The sequence below is a fragment of the Aestuariirhabdus sp. LZHN29 genome (assembly GCF_049985285.1).
Taxonomy (GTDB): domain Bacteria; phylum Pseudomonadota; class Gammaproteobacteria; order Pseudomonadales; family Aestuariirhabdaceae; genus Aestuariirhabdus.
Map to the genome: position 1 here is coordinate 129,889 of NZ_JBNIEU010000003.1, position 19,833 is coordinate 149,721.

The window sequence follows — 19,833 nt, forward strand, 5'->3', positions numbered from 1 at the left end:
AAAAAAAACGCCGTGGTTACGGCGTTTTTTTTGCTTTGCGTTTTCTTTGTTTCTGCTCAGTCGCTTGCCTGTTTTTCCGGGCGAATAAACGTGCTGAACACATACTCAGTCACGTGCGCCACCTCCTGATAGGTTAGCACCTTGTCCCAGGCGGGCATCTCTGAGCCGTGGCTGCCCTGGGATATCAACTTGAACAGCTCTGGGCGGTTGAGTGTTTGCTGGGCCGCAGGGTGGTGAAAGTCACGAGGCTTGGGGAAAATAAAGGTAGAGCGAGGTCCATTCCCGTCTCCCTCTGTGCCGTGGCAGTTGGCGCAGGTGCTGTTGTAGAACGTCTCTCCCCATGCTGTTTTGCCCTCCAGCCCCATGGGCATCTCCAGACTCATGTCCGCAACTTTGGAATCTTTCTCGTCCGGGGTTTCTGTGACGGGGGCGGCGTTAGTGGCCGCTTGGGGGAGCTGGTCAAGGGGCATAAAGGTGCTGCGAATATGATCCACTACGACCTCGATTCGCTCCTGACCCAGGCGATTGATCCAGCTGGTCATCGGGGTGTTGGGGCGTCCGTAGGAGACGGAAAAGATCATCCGTTCGCGACTCAGCTCCTGGGCAGAGGCTAGTGAGGTAAAGTCGCGCGGTGGTACCGCAAGCCCTCCCGTGGCTCGTGACTGACCGTTGCCTTTTTCGCCATGGCAAACAGAACAATAATTTTGGTAGATGTCATGGCCATCCATCGAGTCGGTGGTATGGCTATTGGCAGCGAGCAGCGGTTGGCTGACGCCAAGGCAACCAAAAATGGTCGTTAACAGAAAGGGGAGAGGATACTTCATGTTGTCTCTTTTCGATGTGTCATTTCGAGGTGGGCTTCCCGGCACTCTAGATTACACCCTGCGTCTCTCGATGGGGAGAGCGGGACGGTATTTTTTACAGTAACTTAATTTGCGTGGGGTGCCTGTCACAGGACTATACTCCAAAGCCCGCTGTTTTATGGCATCAGCGACGCCGTTGAGTTGTCTAGAGGCGTATCAGCCTGTATTGTTTGGGGATGTTTCATAGCGTAATTACGGGGGTATTTTCCCTGCTTTATGAATAGTTTTGATCACCTGCTAACTCTGGAGGAGCGCCGCCACCTAAAGCGGCAACAACTGCGTGATTTCCTTTACTGGAGTGCGGTGCTGGTTGTGGTGGTGGTGGTACTGGCTAATATCGCACTGAAGCAGGTACAAAAAATCGAAACCGAGCGGCTTGTACGCTCCTCGCAGGTTGAGTTGCAAGCCTACACCGCTTTCGAGGGGGAGCGGCTGGGCAATCTGGCCAAAGAGGTGGTGGCGTTGTCCCGCGACAACTCTTTGCTGACCTACGTTACCCAGGGGGATGATCAGTCTCGGCGAGCGCTGGAAACCCACTGGGTTGGTGTCGCCTGGTTTGAGGGGCGTTATAGTCAAATTAGCCTGCTTGACCCTTACGGCCTGGAGATGGTTCGGGTTGAATATGACGCTATTGATAACCGAGCCTTTGCTGGCACCCAGCTCGACTATCAGGGGGATAGCTACTTTATCGAGGATGCTGCGACCCTGGAGGTCGGAGAGGTCTATTTTTCGCGAATAGATCTGGCGCAAGGGGATATGATTCCGCAGATCGTGCTACGAGCAATTACCCCGGTGGTTGACCTTTCCGGGCATAGGGACGGGTTGCTGGTGTTATCGCTGCGAGCGGAGCAGATGCTGGGGGGCTTCTACCAGGGCTTGGGGAGTAGTTTTTACAGCAACGCGATGGTCGATGATCGCGGCGAGTATGTCATCGGCAGTCAGGCTATTCCGGCCGAGGGGGGCTTGTCTGATAACCTGAGTGTGGATCATCCCGTTGTGTGGCGCTCCATGCAGGTGCTCGACAGCGGAAGCGTAAAGATACCAAGTGGAATGGTGGTGTTTCAGGCGGGGAACTTCGGCTTTGCCGAGAACTCCCGCAAACGCTACCTGCTTTCTTATATAGCGGATGAAACAGTAGCGTCAGCGACCAGCTATCAGCGTCAGGTAGTACTGGGTGGCGCGGTGGTATTTAGCCTGTTGGCGATGGGCTGGTTCTGGTACATCAGCGGTGGGTTGCTGCACCGTACCATGCGCCGACGTATGCTCGATGTGGTTTCGGGTGTTTTTGAAAGCAATGAAGCGATCTGTATTACCGATGGTGAGGGGCGAATAGAGGCGGTGAATGGTGCCTTTAGCCGCACCACCGGCTACCTCACCGATGAGGTGTTAGGGCGCAAGATCAGTATCCTCAATTCGGGGTATCACGACGCCGATTTTTTTGCGGCCATGTGGAGCTCGCTGAAGGAGCAGGGTTTCTGGAAAGGTGAGGTGATGAATCGCCACAAGAGTGGAGAGGTGTTTCCGGAGCTGCTGTTGATTAGTGCTGTGCGGGGAGTTAAAGGCGATATCGTTAAATACGTCTCCCATTATGTTGATATTACCGAACAAAAGAAGCAGGAGCGTGAGCTAAAGCTTGCTGCCGCGGCCTTTGAGACCAATGTCGGCGTCGTTGTAACCGACCCTGAAGGCGATATTCAGCGCGTCAATAGTGCGTTTTCCCGCATCACCGGCTATACCGCCAAAGAGGTTATTGGTCAAAATCCAAGAATTCTACAGTCCGGCTATCACGATGCCGAGTTTTACCAGCTGATGTGGCAAGCGATACGGGAGAACGGTTACTGGCGGGGGGAGGTGTGGAATCGGCGTAAAAGCGGCGATATTTTCCCGGAATGGATCACGATTACCTCGGTGCGGGACGAAGATGAGGAGATCATCTACTTTGTCTCAACCTTTGAGGATATTACCCGGCGTAAGGAGCTGGAGGCCGAGCTGGAGCGGTTAGCAACCACCGATAGCCTGACCGGTCTTTGGAATCGGCGTCGATTCGAGCAGGAGTTGCGCAAAGAGCTGCATTACACCCAGCGTTATGGTGGAGGTTTTACCTTCGTCATTTTTGATATCGACCACTTTAAACAGGTGAATGATCGTTATGGTCACGATGTGGGGGACGAGGTGATCCAGCGGGTCGCCAACACGGCGTCGGGTATGTTGCGGGCGGTGGACAGTATCGGGCGCTGGGGTGGTGAAGAGTTTGTATTGTTGTTACCAAAATCGAACGAATCCGATGCGGGTATTATCTGCGAGCGATTGCGGGTTGCCATAGAACAGGATACCGGTGAGCCTGGCGTCACCTGTAGCTTCGGAGTTTCCCATTTTATGGAAGGTACTACCGAAGATGGCATCATAAAAAGTGCCGACCAGGCCCTCTACCAAGCGAAAGAGTCGGGGCGTAACCGTGTATGTACCGTATCAGAGGCGGCAGGGGATGGAGAGGGGAGTGAGGCCAGCGCTTGATGTGTTGGCATCCCTTTTGCTTTTCTCTTGGGTTGAGGCTCCCCGGGCAACGTGGGCCTCTTTTACTTTGGGTGTGTTATACAAAAGGCTTGGGATATTGACTGGCTTATAGGGGGCCTGCGGCAATGCAGGCCGGTATGGCAAGGTAGCGTGGAGATAGCAGGGTATCCGTTGGCAACAGCTTTTCAGGAGTAGGCTGAATGATTGAACCTGAACTCGTAGGTGAGCCATTTTTGGTCGCGGCCCAGTCGCAGCGACCGGACGAGGGGTATTGGGATATCGATGAGGCGATCTCAGCCTTGAAAAGCGCACCCCGTGTCGGAACCTATCTGGTGGACGGCAGCTTTCAGGTGGATAGGACCGCATCGCTTCGGTATCGCGATCTCTTCCCCGAAATGATTGATGGTATTGGGCGCTCTCCCAGAGACCCTCTGTACCGTAAATACAAGCTGGCTTCTTTGGAAAAGGGATCGTTGATGCTTCACCTGGAGTGGCTGCCGGAGCAGGTGATGGGAGTCAGTGATTGCAAGTTTTCGTTTGCTCGTACCATCTGTCGGGCGATGGGGCTGGAGGTACTGTTACTGGATCTGCACGGCCCGACATACGAAGTACTGATGCCCGCGTCGGTGGAAGCGATGCTGAGGGGGCTCAGCTTTAAGGCCAAACGGAAAATAGTGGATCGTTTGCGAATGAAGCGAGAGTTTTGCATGCACTCTCAGTTCAATGATCAGCGCGATGAAACCATCACCATTGGTGCCTTTGGTTGGCATTGTCACCGTTGTCCACAGCTTTGCGATGCCTGAAGTCATGAATTATATCGTTCGGCAAGGGTCTATGTGGCTCTCTTAAAAGGAATCTGGAACGCAGTATGAGATACAGATTACTATCGGTGCTGATCGCGATTGCAAGCTTTACCGCTGTGATGGTGGGGGTTTTGTGGCTCAACGACGTTGATCAGCAGGCTCATCGTCAAGACTACCGCAGTCAGATCGTCGAAAGACTCAGTAGAAAGCATGCAATGTTAGAAGCGGCGATTAATCGCCGGGTAGCCTTGGTGCAGGGCTTGGCTGCCTTCGCCAAAACCCAGCTTTATACCCTCACAGACCCTAAGTTCAGAACCTTTGCTACTGAGTTGTACGGGCGTGTGGAGGGGGTGCGTAGCCTCCAGCTGGCGCCGGATGCCGTCGTGACCTACGTCTACCCGGTCATGGGTAACGAAAATGTTATTGGGCATAACTTGCTCGGTGACGTGGTTCGCAAAGACGCGGTGCTGAAGACTATTAAAGAGCGGGCCTTTGTCCTGGCCGGCCCCTTTCCTTTGCTGCAGGGGGGAGAGGGAATAGTTGCCCGCTTGCCGATTTACCATAACCGGCATGGAGAAGAGGCCTTCTGGGGGTTTGCAACCATGGTGCTGGATGTGGAGCCTCTGCTGCAGGAGGCCGGGTTATTGGACGACGAAACCATTCACTACTCTCTTCGTGGTCGAGACGCCACCGGCGCTGAGGGCGAGGTCTTTTTTGGTCCTTTGTCCGTTTTTCAGAAAGAGGCCCTGATTCAAACCGTTGACCTACCTTGGGGAAGTTGGCAGCTGGCGGCCTACCCCAAAGGTGGTTGGCTCGTTGAAGACCCCTTTATGCGTCACCTGCTTCCTCTCGGTGTGCTGGTTGCGACACTGCTCGCGTTGATCGTTTTTGCGTTGCTGGAGGCTCCGAGGCTACTGCGCAGGGAGGTGCAACGACGAACCGCGGAATTGGTCGACACGACCGAGAAGCTTGCTCGGGGAGAGGCGCGTCTCAGCTCCCTGATCAATTCGATTCCTGACATGATCTACTTTAAGGATATTAAAGGGGTTTATCAGGGTTGCAACCAGGCCTTTGCCGACTATGTCGGCCAACCGATTGCTGCGATTATCGGACATACCGACGGGGAACTGTTTCAAGGTCAGCCCGGTAACTATTTTCATGAAATTGACTACGAGCTGCGCCGGGATCAGGAGGCGCGCCGTGACGAGGAGTGGGTTCGGATCGGGCGGCACCAGCGTTTACTGGATACCCTGAAGCTTCCCTATCGCGATGAGCGAGGCGGGGTTCTCGGTTATATAGGGGTTTCCCGGGATAGTACCGAGCATAAAAATAGCGAACTTACCCTGCGTTCCAGCGAGCAACGTTACCGGGAGATGATCGAAGGGCTAAACGCGGTGGTCTATCGAATCAACCTTCCCGACGGAGATGTGGAATATATCAGTCCATCGGTTGGCCGGGTTTTTGGTGTACCCGCTGACGAGTTCCTTAATATTTTTGATGTGATGGACAGGCAGCGATTCTCGGTCAATGGCTTGGAACCAGGCCAGAGCATGAAGGCATTTACCTGGGCGTTCGAGGGAAAACAGAGCCAGGAGGGCGAGCTTCGGATTCTGCATGCTCAGAGCGGTGATATTCGTTACTTGCACCACTTCGATCGAGTTCGATATGACGAAAAAGGTGACCTGCTGGGTATTGATGGGATCTGCGAGGATGTTACCGAAAGCAAGCAGCAAGAGCATCGTATGCGACAGATTGCCGAAGGCGTCTCCGGCAAAATTGGAGAAGACTTTTTTCATTCGCTGCTGAGTTATCTTTCGAGTCTAAGTGGTATGGATATCGCGTTTATCGCGACGGTTAATGAGAATGAGAGCGAGGCCAAGACCCTGGTGTGTTACGAGGATGGCCGTCCGGTGGATAATTTCGTTTACTCGCTTTCGGGCACCCCTTGCCATGATGTGCTGAGCAATGAGGTCTGCTATGTCGAGTCCGACGTGGTTGCACGGTACCCGGAGGATAAACTACTTGAGGATATGGGGCTCGAAAGCTACGTCGGGGCACCGCTGACCGACAGTGAGGGAAAAAACTGTGGGTTGCTGGTTTTGCTCGGTCGAAGCATCATCAAAAAGCCCAAAGAGATCGAATCCCTGCTAAAAATCTTTGCCGTCAGGGCCTCTGCAGAGATGGAGCGCCAGCGGCAGCAGGAGAGTTACAGTAAGGTGCTGCAGGCGGTGGAGCAGAGTCCTGTATCGGTGGTTATTACCAATACCAGTGGCCTCATCGAATACGTTAACCCGGTATTTTGCGAGATCAGCGGCTACAGTCACAGCGAGGTCATCGGTCAAAACCCGAGCATTATTAAATCGGGTAAGCAGGATGAGGCTTTTTACCGGGATATGTGGGCGGATATCGCTGCCGGCCGCGAATGGCATGGTGATATGGTCAACCGTGCCAAGGATGGTCGAGAGTATTGGGAGCATGTATCCATCTTCCCGCTGGTGGATGAGCGTGGAACCCCGACAAACTACGTAGCGTTGAAAGAGGACTTGACCCTGCGCAAACAGCAGGAGTCACGTTTAAAACTGGCAGAAACCGTCTTTGATGTAACCAGTGAGGCGATCATCCTGACCGATGCAGAGAATCGTATCGTCACCGTTAACCCGGCCTTTACCCGCATTACCGGCTATACGGCGGAGGAGGTGGTGGGAAGGGACCCTGGCCTACTCAGCTCGGGTCGTCAAAGTCCTGACTTTTATACCCAGATGCAGGAGGGGTTAGAGCGTTTCGGGCATTGGGAGGGTGAGATCTGGAACCGGCGCAAGAACGGTGAGGTGTATCCCGAGTGGTTATCGATTGTGGTGTTGCGGGAGAAGGACCGGAGCGTTAAATACCACGTCGCGGTCTTTAGCGATATTACCCGTCGTAAGGAAAACGAATCCCTGATCTTTCATCAGGCCAACTACGATGCATTGACCGACCTGCCCAATCGACACCTGTTTTTCACCCTGCTCTCCGATGCCCTGCTTAAAGCATATCGGAACAGCACCCAGGTTGCGGTGCTGATGATCGATCTGGATCGCTTTAAATGGATCAACGATACCCTGGGGCATAACCGGGGGGACGAGTTGTTGCTGGAGGTAAGTCGGCGACTGAAGCTATGCCTTGGGGAGAGTAAACTGTCCCGACTGGGTGGGGATGAGTTCGCGGTGATTCTTCCTAAAATGGGCAATCCTGACAAGATAGCCAAGCTGTCGCGCAAACTGCTCGAACAGGTTGTCGAGCCCTATACCATAAAGGGTGAAGTATGCCATATGACGGCGAGTATCGGCATCGCCCTATTCCCGTCGGATACCAAGCCATCCAACGATCCCGCCGAAACCGTACGTGAGCTATTGAAGCACGCCGAGAGTGCGATGTATCGAGCCAAGGCCGATGGCGGCAACGGGTATCGTTTCTTTACGCCAGAGATGAATGCGCTGGTGGTCCAGCACCGCCAATTGCAAGCGGAGTTGTTCCAGGCGATCGAGCGCAACGAGTTCTGCGTGCACTACCAGCCGATTGTCTCCACAAAGACAGGAAAACTCTCCAGTGCAGAAGCGCTGGTGCGCTGGCAGCATCCGGAGCGAGGAATGCTCTACCCCGATGGGTTTATTCCTTTTGCCGAAGAGAGTGGCCAGATCCTGCGTATCGGGAACTGGGTGTTGCGTGAGGTTTGTCAGCGCATCCAGCAATGGCTGCAGGATGGGTGGCAGCCACTGCGGATCTCGGTTAATGTCTCCCCGCGCCAGTTCCATGATCCGGACACGGCCAAGGAGATCCTGTCGATCTTGAAAAAAGCGGATGTCGCCAGGGATTATATTACCCTTGAGATCACCGAAGGGATGATTCTGGAAGATGACCATCGAGTGCTCGAACTGATGGATAATATTCGCAAACTTGGGGTCAAATTCTCGATTGATGACTTTGGTACTGGATACTCGTCCCTGGGCTACCTGAAGCGATTCCCGGTAGATTATCTGAAAATTGACCGGGCCTTCATCACCCACTTGAGCACCAGTGAAGACGACCGCCAGATCGTGAAAGCGGTGGCGGCTCTGTCGGATGCGCTGGATCTGCAAACCGTTGTGGAGGGGGTGGAAACCCCCGAGCAGTATCAGTTGTTAAGTGGAATGAATGTAGATTATCTGCAGGGCTATTTGTTTAGTAAGCCGGTAGGCGTCTCAGATTTCGAGCAGCTTATGAGAGAGTGGGATGATAAGCGCGCATCGCTCAGCTTTATCATATAGAATCCTCCACTGAATTTTAGGCTTTCAACTCAATAGAACGGGCAGGATAGATATGTTTCTGTTTTGGTTAGTTACGGTGCTGATGGTTGCAGCAGCGCTGGGGTTTATCTTAATACCGCTGATGCGGCCAACAAAAGTTGATGCTGACGCATTGGATGAGTCGGCCGTCAATCTCGCCGTTTACCGTGAGCGCTTGGCTGAGCTGGAAGCGGATCGCGCAGAGGGAAAAATCGACGATAAAGAGTTCTCAAGGCTCCAGTTAGAGCAGCAGCGAGCCCTGCTGGAGGATGCCTCCATGGTATCCGATACCAAGGCTGGCGTTGAGGGTGCGCGTTGGATGTTGCCGGTGTTGGTGTTGCTGCTGTTACCCCTAAGCAGCTACGGCCTCTATTTGAAATTGGGCGCCAGTGATCTACTGACCATGCAACCTGCAGCCGAGGTACAGAGCAATCCCCACGGCGAAGGCAGTATGGAGGGGATGGCGATCACGTTGTTGAAAGAGCTGGAAGAGAATCCGAATAACTCTCAGGGGTGGTTTACCCTGGGGCGGACCTATATCTCGATCGGTCGTTATGAGCAGGCCGCTGACGCTTTCGATCGTGTGAGTCAAATACTTGGCGTCGAGCATGCAGAGATCCTCGCGCAGAAGGCGCAGGCGCTTTACTTTGGCACCGATAACCAGATGACCCCGGAAATTCAGGCGATTATCGATAAGGCTATCGCTGACGATGCCTCTGATCCGGGACTTAACGGGCTACTGGGCATGATCGCCTACGATGGTGGGGATTTTGCCGAGGCGATTATTAGCTGGGAGAAAATGCTGGCCAATATTCGCCCGGGAATGAGCGAGGAGGGCGTTCGTCAGGCGATCGAGATGGCGCGCCAACAACTGGCGAGTAGCGGGGGGGAGATGCCAGCAGTAGCGCCTCAAGGGCAGCCTGCGGCAACGCCTGCTGAATCCCAGGGAGTATTGGGTGATAAGCCCTTAAAGGTACTGGTTGAAATAGACTCGGGCCTTATGGGGCAAGTAGACGGCTCCAATACGGTGTTCGTGGCGCTTAAGCATGCAGAGGGACCCCCTATGCCGATCGCTGCGGTGCGGTTGCGTGCCGATCAACTGCCCACGCTGGTGTCCATTGATGACAGCAATCTTTTGGGTGGCGGTGCTCCGATCGCTGCAGATAAGCCGCTGGTTTTGGCGGTAACACTCTCGAAATCGGGAACCGCCGGTGCTAAATCCGGAGATTTGCGCGGGGTAACGCCCCCCATGACCCTATCCGAGATGGGCAAAAAGGTGATCCAGGTCAATATTAATGCGGTTGTACCCTGATTTATTATGTGAACTGGTTCATGGTTCAATTTTTGCTTAGTTAGATTCGTATGCGACGTTAGCCGAAGTCGCATACGGTTCTCGTCATAAGGTATTAAGTTACCAATGCGATAGTTTGTGTCGGGAACGCCAGCAGAATTACTGCAGCCATTAGGGATAATGTTCGGCGTAACACGAGGCACACTATTATGCGTTTTCATCTAGTCCGTTACTTTCTGTTGACGAGTCTGGTGGCATTTTCCATCGTTGCTGGTAGCTTGGCCTACCTGCAGAACAAAACCGCTCTGGACAACCTGATCACACAGGCAGAAAGTAGTAACGTCAACCTGGCGCGAACTTTTGCCAACTCTCTATGGGCCGAGTTTGAGCCCCTTGTGACCCGTGCCTCGACCCTTTCTCGTGAGCAGCTGCAGGGCGCCCCTGAGCAGCCTCACCTGTATGGCCTTGTGCAAGGCATGATGGCCGGCACTAACGCCCTGAAAGTAAAAGTATTTAATCTTGAAGGTCTGACGGTCTTTTCCACTGAAGCCTCGCAGATAGGTGATGATAAGAGTAAAAACGGTGGCTACCTGTCCGCCGTGGGTGAAAGGGCGGCCAGTGAGCTGACTCACCGTGACACTTTTAGTGCTTTCGAGCAGGTCGTTGAGGATCTGGATGTTATCTCCAGTTATGTTCCCCTGTATGCGGGTGGCAAGTTGGTAGGGGTGTTTGAGATCTATTCGGACATGACACCCCTGATCGACAAAATCGACGAAACGAAATACTTGGTACTGGGTGCCGTTGTTGGCCTCTCTATCTTGCTTTACATCGCGCTGTTCTTGATCGTACTGCGCGCAAATAACATCATTAAGGATCAGGACGCTGCTAATACCAAAGTTCAGGGTCAGCTTGCCAACTCGGACAAAATGGCTTCTCTGGGTCGTATGGTTGCCGGGGTTGCACACGAGCTGAACACACCACTGGCGTTTGTTGGCAGTAACGTGTCCATGATGAAAGAGGTATTGGAGGATATTGAGCTTCCTAATCGTTGGGGGGCCCGTTTAATTGAGCTGACCCAGCAAAGCGATAAGCCCGAGGTTGTGGTTAAGCTTAATAAGCAGCGCTTTAGCTCTGAGATCGAAGCCTACGAGCCTATGGATATGGGCGAAGTCCAGGAACTACTGGATTCTACCCTCAGCGGTGTCGTACAAATGCAGGAGCTGGTGGTTAACTTGAAAAACTTCACTCGTCTTGATCGCGCCAAGGTGAGTGAGTACAACCTGAACGATGCGATTAAGAACGTGTTTTACATCGCCCGCAGCTCCATCGCTACGACGATCGAATTTGAACAGGATTTGGGTGAGATCTACCCCGTATCCTGCATGCCGTCCCAGATCAATCAGGTATTGATGAATTTGATGATCAATGCCGGCCAGGCACTGGGCGATGAGGGCAAGATGACCCTGCGCTCACGTATGGATGGTAATGACGTAGTGATTGATGTGGCCGACAACGGGCCGGGTATCAAGCCCGAAGATCGGGAGCATATCTTTGATGCCTTCTACACCACTAAAGGTGAGGGTGAGGGTACCGGATTAGGGTTGTCTATTTGTAAGGATATTATCACCGAGCATGGTGGTTCTCTTACAGTGGAGACCGCGGTGGGTGAAGGCACATGCTTTACGATTCGCTTGCCCGTAGCGGACCTGCCCAACTAGCAGAGCATCTATGATGACAGGAGTGAGAATATGGTAACTCGACGTGCAAGGATTTTGTTTGTTGATGATGAGCCCAAGATTCTACACGCCCTGAAGTGGCTGTTTCGCAAAGGGTACGATGTTGCGGTCGCCGAAGGTGGACAGGAAGCGCTGGAGCAGGTCAAAAGCTTCAAGCCTGATGTCGTGGTAAGCGATCAGCGTATGCCCGGGATGACCGGCACTCAGTTGTTGAATCAGGTCAAGATGATCTCACCTGGCACCATGCGCTTGCTGCTGACGGGGTATTCAGATTACAAGGCGGTGGTTAACTCCGTGAATGAGGGTGAGATCTACCGCTTTGTTCACAAGCCCTGGGTCAATAGCCAGATTCGCAGTGTGGTGGAAGAGGCGGCCAATACCGCGCTCAATTGCCCCGAGCTGGTTGAGACGCCCGAAGGCGAAGAGGTCGCGCCTGCCCAAGGTGTCTCTGCGGCCGAGCGGGGCAGTATTCTGGTCATTGATGACGACGAGCAGCCCTGCAGTGAGCTGCAGGATGTGTTGGGGGCCACTCATAATCTTCTTTTTGCCCGCTCGCTGGACGAGGCGATGGATCTGCTGGAAAACAATCCGGTTGGAGTCGTGATCTCCGAGGTGACTATCGGGGGTGGAGATGTTACCACGCTTATTAAACTGCTCAAGCGCCATTACCCGGAGATCGTATCGGTTGTGATGACCTCCCAGGAGGACGCCAATATTATCATCGAGCTGATTAATCAGGGGCAGATCTACCGCTTTATGAGTAAGCCGATAAAGGCGGCCCAGTGCCGGATCAATGTTGAGTCTGCACTGCGCAAGCATCGTATGCTCAACCGCAATCCTGAGCTGCAAAAACGTCATAAAGTGGTTGAGGTGCGGAGTGCGCCTGAGGCGGCTGCAAGCGGAGCCGATATGAGCGCAGGATCCGAGAAAGTGGCTGTGCCGAAGGTGAGTCCGGGAATGTTTGACAGCATGCTTAGCCGCGTGCGTCGCCTCGGAGGGCTGTGGCGCTAGTTTTAGGTCCGAGCAATAGAAAGCAAAAAGCCCGGAGAGTCCGGGCTTTTTTGTGGTGGGTTGTTTATTGAGGCTACTTTTTAGCGGGCAGAAGGGCTCCACGTTCCATGCTGGCAGAGACCTGTTCAACCAGCTCTTCCAGTAGCGCCATCTGGTTTTGTGGATCAAAAGCCTCGGAAAGGATCGACCATACCAGTTCCTTGTTGGTGGTTTCGTAGAGGTTAAATTCGAGCTTGAAGACCGTGTAATCTACATAGTAGCCACCGGTTTGGGTGTAAAGTGTCGGGTAGTCGCGATCGAATCCACGGTTGCCTCGATCGTAATAATTGTAAGGTCTGGAGCCGCTAATTTCGGTGCGGGGGGGGATATAATCCTGTCCCTCTTCGGTGCCCACCAGGCGCGATACCATCACGCTGTCTGCTCCAATACGCGCGGCGGTACTGACGACGGCTTCCTTGTTGATGCTGCTTACCTCCGGCTTTCCGCTGGCTTGGTACCAGGCTGTTGCCTTGATTCCGCGGTCAATAAACATCTTGGTAAAGCGGTCTTCTATCATTCTGCGATTGCGCGTCTCTTTGGCCGTTGAGATCACCAGGACGTGCTTCAGTGGGGCGGAGAAGCTGGGGTCTTTCCATTCGGAGGTCATTTGGGAGCTGGCGCATCCGGTTAGCAAGGCGATAGCGCCGATTCCTATGGCAATGAGTATCTGCTTCATAAAATCCATCTCGGTAGTTGTTTGATCTTGCTTGAGTATACTGCCTGACTTCTCAAATACCACCTTGAGGCGAAGAGTTGAGCGCTCTATCTCGTTTGTCGGGAGTAGCTGGCACGGTGTTTGTAGTGATTCAGCCTAGAGTGTTAAAACAGTTGCCTTGAGTGTGACAAGTGCACAAAATATGGACGAAAAGTTATGGCAAGTAAAAGGATGGAGTTAATGAGAACTGTGTTTAGGCGTTTTGTGGTAGGGCTTGGGGTGGCGTGTGTCGCTATGATGGCCTCTTTTGTGGTCGCTGAAGAGAATCTGGCGCTGGGGTATTATCTGCCGATGGCTGAGCAGGGCTCCCCTTATGCCCAGCTTACGATGGGTGAGCTCTATATGCAGGGGGAGGAGATAGCCAGGGATCATGTAGAGGCTTATGCGTGGCTGAAAACGGCGTTAGCCCAGGGGGTGGATGAGGCGGAGCCGTTGCTCGAAGAGCTGGATAAGCAGCTGGTAGGGGAGGCTTTGCAAGCAGCGCAGTTGCGTGCGAGCCAATACATAGAGGCGTACAGCCTTCCCTAGTTATGGGGCTGGCCCCGGCAACAAAAAAGGCCACCTCGGTGAGGTGGCCTTTTTTGTTGGGCGACCCGTTGAGTCGCCCGCCATAAGCAGCTTTACTTGCTCATGAAGTCGATGGCTGCTTTATAGTCATCGTCAGAGCAGTCGCCGCACATTCCGCCGGCAGGCATAGCGCCTTTACCCGCTTTAACGCTGGCCAACATAGCATCCATGCCTTGCGCTGTACGAGCACTCCAGGCTGCAGCATCATGTGCAACCGGGGCGCCGGCTACTCCGGCAGCGTGGCATACCTGGCACGCCTTTTCATAAACAGCTTTTCCGTCAGCTGCGAATACGGAGGTTGACAGCAGCAGAGCTGCAGCGCTAGCAATTACTTTTTTCATCAGATCTACCTTTTCGTTGTAGTTAGCCACACTATTTGGGTGGCGGTTCACTATAGCAGCAAACGTGCCATGCTGCCCTTTTAAGCTAGCCTAGTTCACCATCGTTTGATGACAATCAATATTGGACGATGGTCGAGACCGGGCTAGTTTGCGACGCTAATAGATGCCGCAAAGAGGATGCTCTCAAAGGTGCGTTGCAGGCTTTTGCTGGTAAAGTTATGCATCTCGGACGCCGAGCCCCATTGCACGGTATCGTTGACATTAACTTTGACGGCGGGAGCCGCGACCCATACGGTTTTTGCCCCGGTATTAACCTCAAGATAGCTGTAACCACCGGCTTCCTGTACCGAAAGGACCTTGCCGCGAGTGGCAGATGCCTGGCGAGCCGCTAGTTGTTCGTCGGTCATATAGTTGGACACGAACAGTATCTGATCGAAGGTTTTGCCCAGAGATTTGGAGGTGAAGTTGGTCATCATTGCGCCCTGGCCCCAATAGAGGTTCTCGCCCGCTTTGACGGCTGTCTGGGGCCCTGCGAGCCAGAGCTCCTGACCCTGCGCGTTGCTAACCTGGGCGTAGGTATAACCGCCGGCATTCATCGAGCTAATGACGCTGCCCTGATTGAATCCGGCTGGGATGGAGGGGTGGGCGGCGGGGGTGTCTGTTGCTGCCTGGCCACCGTTCTCCGCCGAGGGTGCAGGGGTGGTATCGATAACAGCAGTAACGGCAAACCACGCAGCGGCGGCGGCAATGAAAATATAGCGTGTCTTAATCATAATAATTCCTGATGGCTGGGTAGCTCCATGGGCCAACTCCCGGAGCGCATTGGCAGTGTCTAGTGTACCATAGGCTGGTCTTTAAACACGGCCTCGGGGGCTTCGTCAGGGGGTCATTTAAGTGGTGAGCCTGATGAAGGAAGCGAGCAGCACAGTATGCAATTAACATACCCTTGCATGCCTATGGCACGCTATTTGAGTGTGTGGTCGCTCAGCAGATACAAAACGGTATTGGAGTGTTTTTTTTGAGTCATCGTTTCCCTTTCCCGGCCGCTCCCTCCTGGTTAGTGCTGGGTACCCTGGCGTTTTTAATGGCGACTCTGCTCGCGGTGGTGTTGGTGGTTAGCCGTATGCCGTTTCCAGGGGAGTTGCTTGCCAATGAGCAGCTATTTCGTACCACCCTGGTATTGCATGTCAATATGGCGGTGCTGATCTGGTTTGGCGCCTTTGTCGGCTATCTATGGAGTGAATCGCGCGACTCTTGGGGGCGCTGGTCTCTAGTGCCTGTTGGACTGGGTAGTGGCGGGGCCTTGCTGCTGCTGGTGGCGGCGACACTGCCCGCCGAGCCGATTTTGAGTAACTATGTTCCGGTTATAGATCACCCGCTTTTTTTGCTGGGTCTTAAGCTCTTTGTTGCGTCCCTCGTGCTGCAAGGTGGGTTGTGGTGCTTAGCGAATCTTCACTGTTGCCATCGCCGGTTCTCGGCGCTCGACATCTGCCTGCTTTCGATCTATCTGCTGCTGCTGTTATCGCTGATAACGGTTGCCGCTGCCGCCTGGAGACTGCCTGGGGAACTGCCTCCGGAGCTGTTTTATGAGTTGCTTTTTTGGGGGGGAGGGCACGTTGCACAGGTGCTCTATGCGCAGCTGTTGATCGCTATTTGGTTGCGTCTGCTGGGCGACTCTGCGCCTGCCGGTTCGGTGATGTTTATCGTTTTGCTGGTACCCGTCGCTGCGGTGCTGCTGTCGCTGTGGCCAGCGTTTACAGTCGACCCCCGTGACGCGGGTTACCGGGACTATTTTACCCAGCTGATGCGCTGGGGGAGTTGGTTGGCGGTGCCCTATGTTGCATGGCACCTGTGGCGGCAAAGAGCGCGCTTTAACTCGATTCTTAAGGTGGTGTTTGCAGGCTCCCTCACGCTCTTTGTGTTGGGGCTGTTGGTGGGTTCTATGATACGGGGGGACAATTTAATGGTCCCCGCTCATTACCATGCGACCACCGGAGCGATTAACCTGGCGTTGATGGGGCTCAGTTATGCCTGGGTCCAGCGAGCCGGGGTGATCACTCTCTGGTCGATGCACCAGCTCCGGCTCTACGCGGTGGGAGTTATGATGATGGTGATGGGTTTGGCGCTATCGGGATATATGGGGGTTAGCCGCAAAGTAACGGCCAAGGGGCATCTTTTGGATGGGTGGTCGGAACAGATGGCGATGACCCTGATGGGGGTGGGCGGATTGACGGCGATCGGGGCTGTTTTCCTGTTTGTGGGAATTTTGTTTCTGCTTTTAAGAAATAAAACGTCACTTTTGAAGTCGTTGGATCGACGTGTGAAGGGTTGAGTGGGAGAGGCAAGAGTGAATAAAAAAACTAATTCAGGCACTTTGGGGTGGCAGCGTCACCGGCCACTATTGCTGCTCGCGGTGATCGGGATGATTGCATTGGTTGCCTTGGCGATAGAGCTTGTACCGGAGAGGTCGGCTACCCCTGCGACCTATAGCGACCCTGCTATTGAGAAGAGCCTCGCAGAGGAGCCGATGGATCTGGAGACTCATGTTCACCTGAAGCAGCTGCAGCTGGCGTTTCAGCAGGCGGTGGCGATGCTCCATGCCAGAGAGTATGAACACGCCATCGTGGCGTTGCACAAAGTGATCGAGATGGAACCGACGATGCCGGAGGCGCACACCAATATGGGGTTCGCCCTGCTCGGGCTGGAGCGGTACGGTGCGGCCAAGGATTTCTTTATCGTGGCGACCGAGCTGGATGAGTTGCAACTGAATGCGTATTACGGCATGGCGCTGGCGTACGCGGGCCTTGAGCTTTACCCGCAGGCGATCGGTTCAATGGTGACCTATGAGCACCGAGCCGAAGATGGGGATAAGTATCTGCTCAATGCCCGACAGCTCATCACCCGCTGGCGTGATGCCGCCGATTGGCGCACGGCAGATGAGCGCTTTATTCAGGAGGTTATTGATCCAACCCTTAATAAGGCGGTGGATGAGGCTATAAAGCTGGCGCAGGATAAGGAGGAGGACCAGAGTGCTAACCCGGTCGACAGCGAAGGGGGCCGGGGATGAGGTTGGTGCGGGTACTGGCTGGGGGGCTTTGCAGCATCTTAATCGGCGTATCGACAGGGTTAAGCGCGCAGGAGTGTATGGATAGCGGGCGTGCCAGCACGCCGGTCGAGCGTTTTGTTATTTTTGATGATGGCACCCTGCGCGATCGCGTTACCGGCCTGTTGTGGCAGCGCTGCGCCGTCGGTCAGAATTGGGATGGAGTGACCTGCATTGAGGCGCCGCGCAAGCAGGTAAAGGGTTGGTTCTCCTGGCACGATGCCAACGATATGATTGCTCGCCTTGAAGACCCAACACAAGAGCAGCAGTGGCGTATGCCCACGATCGCGGAGCTTAAAACATTGATCGAGGCGCGTTGCCAAAAGCCTTCAATAAACCTGGAGCTGTTTCCCAACGCGCCCGCATGGACATTCTGGAGTGCGAGCGAGCTTTCGACCAATCGGGATTTCGTGTGGAGGATCGATTTTAATACCGGCAAACTGGGGACGGAACTGAAGTCCAATTACACCTATTATGTGCGACTGGTGAAGGGGGAGACCCCCAAGCTGGATGGGCGCACGGCGGCTGATCTGGCAACGCCCGAAGAGCAGGAGCTGGCGGTATGGAATGATGGTATCCATGACATAGAGAACCCGGATATCACGTTGTTGCAACGCTATGACCGGGCGACCAATGAGTTTCCGCTGGATTCCCGTGACCAGGTGGATTGGGCGAAGCTGTTGCTCGATGGGGTGATTGAGCCGCGTACGACTCGCGATGGCGATCAGGTGTCGATGGAGGTGTGGGATCACACCATTATCTTCAAGGATACCCAGGGTATGCCCTGGGTACGCTTCCCTCACAAATTACACAGCATGTGGTTAGCCTGTGAAAACTGTCATGATCAGTTTTTCCAAACAAAAACCGGCAGTGTTGATATCAGTATGCAGAGTATTTATACCGGTCAGCACTGCGGTGCCTGCCATGGCAAGGTTGCTTTCAGCCCTAACAGTTGTGAGCGCTGCCATAGCGAGTTGTATCCGGGGGTGCAAAAATGGTGGTAGTCGCGTTGTTTTTGGCACCATGAGCCTATCGCTGGTCATGGCGCCAAAGCAGATCACTCTTCGCGTTTGATGCTTTCCCTAAGAACCTTGAAATAGCCATCATCTTCCCCCACGGCAGCGGGGCGGAATACTGCGATTTTGCTAAAAAACTGATCGACCATGTACACCCTGCCATCTTCGTCAACATCAAGGCCTGCGGGAAGCATGAACTGTCCCGGACCTCCCGAGCCTCCACGTCCTCCGACGAATAGGAGTAGCTGTCCTTCAGGGTTGAATATTTGGAAATTACCGAACGCGGAGTCCGCAACGTAGAGATTGCCATCTTTACCAACGGCAATTCCTTTGGGGCGGGCAAAATTACCTGTCTGGCGGCCAATAGAGCCTACGCTACGGATAAAGCTTCCGTCATCCGGGTTAAAGATCTGGACCCGGAAGTTGGCGCTATCATTGACGTACAGCAGCCCGTCAGAGCCTATTTCAGCATTTTTAGGTAAGTTGAATTCGCCATCCTTTTGCCCTCGAGAGCCTATATCGAACAGGTGGTCGCCACTGGCGACGTCGAAAACTCTGACTCGGTGGTTAGTTGATGATACGCCGGCGGTATCGACGATAAAGAGGCGGCTGCCATCATCGGTAACGGCGATGCCGGTAGGGCGGTCAAACATATCCTCTGTGCCGATGGTCTTGATAAAGGCCCCGTCAGGGTCATACATAAAGGCTTGTTTGTTGGCGCCATCAATTACGTAGAGATTGCCCGCATCGTCCAGATCAATACCAAAGGGCTTGCGTAGCTTCCCTTTGCCTTGGCTGCCAATTTTTCGGTAGCTGTATCCGGGGCGGTCGAACACCAGAACCTCTCTGAGAACGGTGTCGGAAACGTAAACTTGCCCCTTGTGGACGCTGACATCAAAGGGTTTACCTAAACCGGAGCCTGAGCGTCGCTTACCGGTCAACCAGCGCTCCATAGCTTTGTCTTCGTCTTCCTGTTCTACGTTAGTGTTGTTCGTTAGCATCTCTTGCCAATAAAAACGCGGTTCATCGGGGGCCTTCGGGTAAACCGGCTTTTCGAACTCAACCTGTTGTTGCGTAGGGCCGATACTACAGCCCGCCAACAGAGCACTTAAAATAAGAAAAAGGAGTGGGTTCGCTGTGGTCTGGTGATGCATAAAGTAGGAATCCTTTTAATCTTTCGCGTTTGGCACATATTGTAACTTGTTTCAGGATACTAACAGGCCAATTCCATGGCGAGGACTGGCGATTAGGCCGGTTCCATATAGGAGTGAAAATTTGCAATAATTGTACCGGCTGTGCCGGTCATTGTGGGGGCTGTTTTCAGCCTCTGTTGCCGAGTCGCCGCAGCCCAAACGAGAGAAGGTTTAATTTGAACCGTATGCTAACAAAGATAGTTGGAGTTTGCTCATGACTGGGGTCACAACTTGGGTGTATCCTCCGGAGCCTCGGTAAGGAGTGTTTTGCAGTGAGAGGTATCTGTAGTTTGGATTACGCTATAGGCGTTGTAGCTTCGGTTCGAAGAGTAATAGCGCT

At 53.7% G+C, this 19,833-nt stretch carries 15 protein-coding genes; 10 read left to right on the forward strand and 5 right to left on the reverse strand.

All coding sequences use genetic code 11. The annotated features are described in order from the left end of the window. Window positions 1-56: 56 nt before the first annotated feature. A complete protein-coding gene (locus tag ACP3PW_RS13030; protein ID WP_426417159.1) occupies window positions 57-824 on the reverse strand; it encodes a c-type cytochrome in 768 nt (255 codons plus the stop codon). Window positions 825-1,079: 255 nt separating this feature from the next. Here ACP3PW_RS13030 and ACP3PW_RS13035 point away from each other — a divergent pair, with 255 nt between their 5' ends. The 6 genes from ACP3PW_RS13035 (at window position 1,080) to ACP3PW_RS13060 (ending at window position 12,519) form a co-directional block, all read left to right on the forward strand. After that, window positions 1,080-3,377: a diguanylate cyclase gene (locus ACP3PW_RS13035; protein ID WP_426417160.1), complete on the forward strand. Its 2,298-nt coding sequence runs from the start codon at window positions 1,080-1,082 to the stop codon at window positions 3,375-3,377. 200 nt (window positions 3,378-3,577) lie between these two features. Then, window positions 3,578-4,180: a hypothetical protein gene (locus ACP3PW_RS13040; protein WP_426417161.1), complete on the forward strand. Its 603-nt coding sequence runs from the start codon at window positions 3,578-3,580 to the stop codon at window positions 4,178-4,180. A gap of 65 nt (window positions 4,181-4,245) precedes the next feature. Beyond that, on the forward strand, window positions 4,246-8,463 hold the full coding sequence (locus ACP3PW_RS13045) for an EAL domain-containing protein (protein WP_426417162.1): 4,218 nt from the start codon (window positions 4,246-4,248) through the stop codon (window positions 8,461-8,463). A 52-nt stretch (window positions 8,464-8,515) separates the two neighbouring features. Next, window positions 8,516-9,793 carry a c-type cytochrome biogenesis protein CcmI gene (gene ccmI / locus ACP3PW_RS13050; RefSeq protein ID WP_426417163.1) on the forward strand — a complete coding sequence of 426 codons (1,278 nt, stop codon included), beginning with the start codon at window positions 8,516-8,518 and terminating at the stop codon, window positions 9,791-9,793. Window positions 9,794-9,981: 188 nt separating this feature from the next. Further along, window positions 9,982-11,490, forward strand: a complete 1,509-nt coding sequence (locus tag ACP3PW_RS13055) for a sensor histidine kinase (RefSeq protein ID WP_426417164.1) — start codon at window positions 9,982-9,984, stop codon at window positions 11,488-11,490. 30 nt (window positions 11,491-11,520) lie between these two features. Further along, on the forward strand, window positions 11,521-12,519 hold the full coding sequence (locus ACP3PW_RS13060; RefSeq protein WP_426417165.1) for a response regulator: 999 nt from the start codon (window positions 11,521-11,523) through the stop codon (window positions 12,517-12,519). Between the two features lie 73 nt (window positions 12,520-12,592). On the opposite strand, the gene ACP3PW_RS13065 is transcribed toward ACP3PW_RS13060, so the two are convergent. Continuing rightward, entirely contained in the window at window positions 12,593-13,234 is a 642-nt protein-coding gene (locus ACP3PW_RS13065; RefSeq protein WP_426417166.1) for a hypothetical protein, read from the reverse strand. Window positions 13,235-13,453: 219 nt separating this feature from the next. Here ACP3PW_RS13065 and ACP3PW_RS13070 point away from each other — a divergent pair, with 219 nt between their 5' ends. Next, window positions 13,454-13,801, forward strand: coding sequence for a hypothetical protein (locus ACP3PW_RS13070; RefSeq protein ID WP_426417167.1), 348 nt, complete (start codon window positions 13,454-13,456; stop codon window positions 13,799-13,801). A gap of 92 nt (window positions 13,802-13,893) precedes the next feature. On the opposite strand, the gene ACP3PW_RS13075 is transcribed toward ACP3PW_RS13070, so the two are convergent. Together ACP3PW_RS13075 and ACP3PW_RS13080 are read right to left on the reverse strand one after the other, a co-directional pair. Then, window positions 13,894-14,181, reverse strand: a complete 288-nt coding sequence (locus ACP3PW_RS13075; protein WP_426417168.1) for a c-type cytochrome — start codon at window positions 14,179-14,181, stop codon at window positions 13,894-13,896. 143 nt (window positions 14,182-14,324) lie between these two features. Beyond that, window positions 14,325-14,954, reverse strand: a complete 630-nt coding sequence (locus ACP3PW_RS13080) for a hypothetical protein (RefSeq protein ID WP_426417169.1) — start codon at window positions 14,952-14,954, stop codon at window positions 14,325-14,327. 245 nt (window positions 14,955-15,199) lie between these two features. On the opposite strand from ACP3PW_RS13080, the gene ACP3PW_RS13085 reads away from it, so the two are divergent. From ACP3PW_RS13085 to ACP3PW_RS13095, 3 genes are all read left to right on the forward strand, one after another. Further along, a complete protein-coding gene (locus ACP3PW_RS13085; RefSeq protein ID WP_426417170.1) occupies window positions 15,200-16,513 on the forward strand; it encodes a hypothetical protein in 1,314 nt (437 codons plus the stop codon). A 15-nt stretch (window positions 16,514-16,528) separates the two neighbouring features. Further along, window positions 16,529-17,248, forward strand: a complete 720-nt coding sequence (locus ACP3PW_RS13090; RefSeq protein WP_426417171.1) for a tetratricopeptide repeat protein — start codon at window positions 16,529-16,531, stop codon at window positions 17,246-17,248. Between the two features lie 77 nt (window positions 17,249-17,325). Then, a complete protein-coding gene (locus ACP3PW_RS13095; protein WP_426417172.1) occupies window positions 17,326-18,288 on the forward strand; it encodes a DUF1566 domain-containing protein in 963 nt (320 codons plus the stop codon). A 53-nt stretch (window positions 18,289-18,341) separates the two neighbouring features. Here ACP3PW_RS13095 and ACP3PW_RS13100 read toward each other — a convergent pair whose 3' ends face one another. Continuing rightward, on the reverse strand, window positions 18,342-19,454 hold the full coding sequence (locus tag ACP3PW_RS13100) for a 6-bladed beta-propeller (RefSeq protein WP_426417173.1): 1,113 nt from the start codon (window positions 19,452-19,454) through the stop codon (window positions 18,342-18,344). Window positions 19,455-19,833: the final 379 nt, after the last annotated feature.

What these genes read in the sequence shown, in the direction of transcription:
- ACP3PW_RS13080 (WP_426417169.1), bottom strand. Translation starts at nt 14,954, where the DNA reads ATGATTAAGACACGCTATATTTTCATTGCCGCCGCCGCTGCGTGGTTT.
- ACP3PW_RS13055 (WP_426417164.1), top strand. Translation starts at nt 9,982, where the DNA reads ATGCGTTTTCATCTAGTCCGTTACTTTCTGTTGACGAGTCTGGTGGCA.
- ACP3PW_RS13075 (WP_426417168.1), bottom strand. Translation starts at nt 14,181, where the DNA reads ATGAAAAAAGTAATTGCTAGCGCTGCAGCTCTGCTGCTGTCAACCTCC.
- ACP3PW_RS13065 (WP_426417166.1), bottom strand. Translation starts at nt 13,234, where the DNA reads ATGAAGCAGATACTCATTGCCATAGGAATCGGCGCTATCGCCTTGCTA.
- ACP3PW_RS13070 (WP_426417167.1), top strand. Translation starts at nt 13,454, where the DNA reads ATGAGAACTGTGTTTAGGCGTTTTGTGGTAGGGCTTGGGGTGGCGTGT.
- ACP3PW_RS13060 (WP_426417165.1), top strand. Translation starts at nt 11,521, where the DNA reads ATGGTAACTCGACGTGCAAGGATTTTGTTTGTTGATGATGAGCCCAAG.
- ACP3PW_RS13030 (WP_426417159.1), bottom strand. Translation starts at nt 824, where the DNA reads ATGAAGTATCCTCTCCCCTTTCTGTTAACGACCATTTTTGGTTGCCTT.
- ccmI (WP_426417163.1), top strand. Translation starts at nt 8,516, where the DNA reads ATGTTTCTGTTTTGGTTAGTTACGGTGCTGATGGTTGCAGCAGCGCTG.
- ACP3PW_RS13035 (WP_426417160.1), top strand. Translation starts at nt 1,080, where the DNA reads ATGAATAGTTTTGATCACCTGCTAACTCTGGAGGAGCGCCGCCACCTA.
- ACP3PW_RS13100 (WP_426417173.1), bottom strand. Translation starts at nt 19,454, where the DNA reads ATGCATCACCAGACCACAGCGAACCCACTCCTTTTTCTTATTTTAAGT.
- ACP3PW_RS13045 (WP_426417162.1), top strand. Translation starts at nt 4,246, where the DNA reads ATGAGATACAGATTACTATCGGTGCTGATCGCGATTGCAAGCTTTACC.
- ACP3PW_RS13095 (WP_426417172.1), top strand. Translation starts at nt 17,326, where the DNA reads ATGGATAGCGGGCGTGCCAGCACGCCGGTCGAGCGTTTTGTTATTTTT.
- ACP3PW_RS13040 (WP_426417161.1), top strand. Translation starts at nt 3,578, where the DNA reads ATGATTGAACCTGAACTCGTAGGTGAGCCATTTTTGGTCGCGGCCCAG.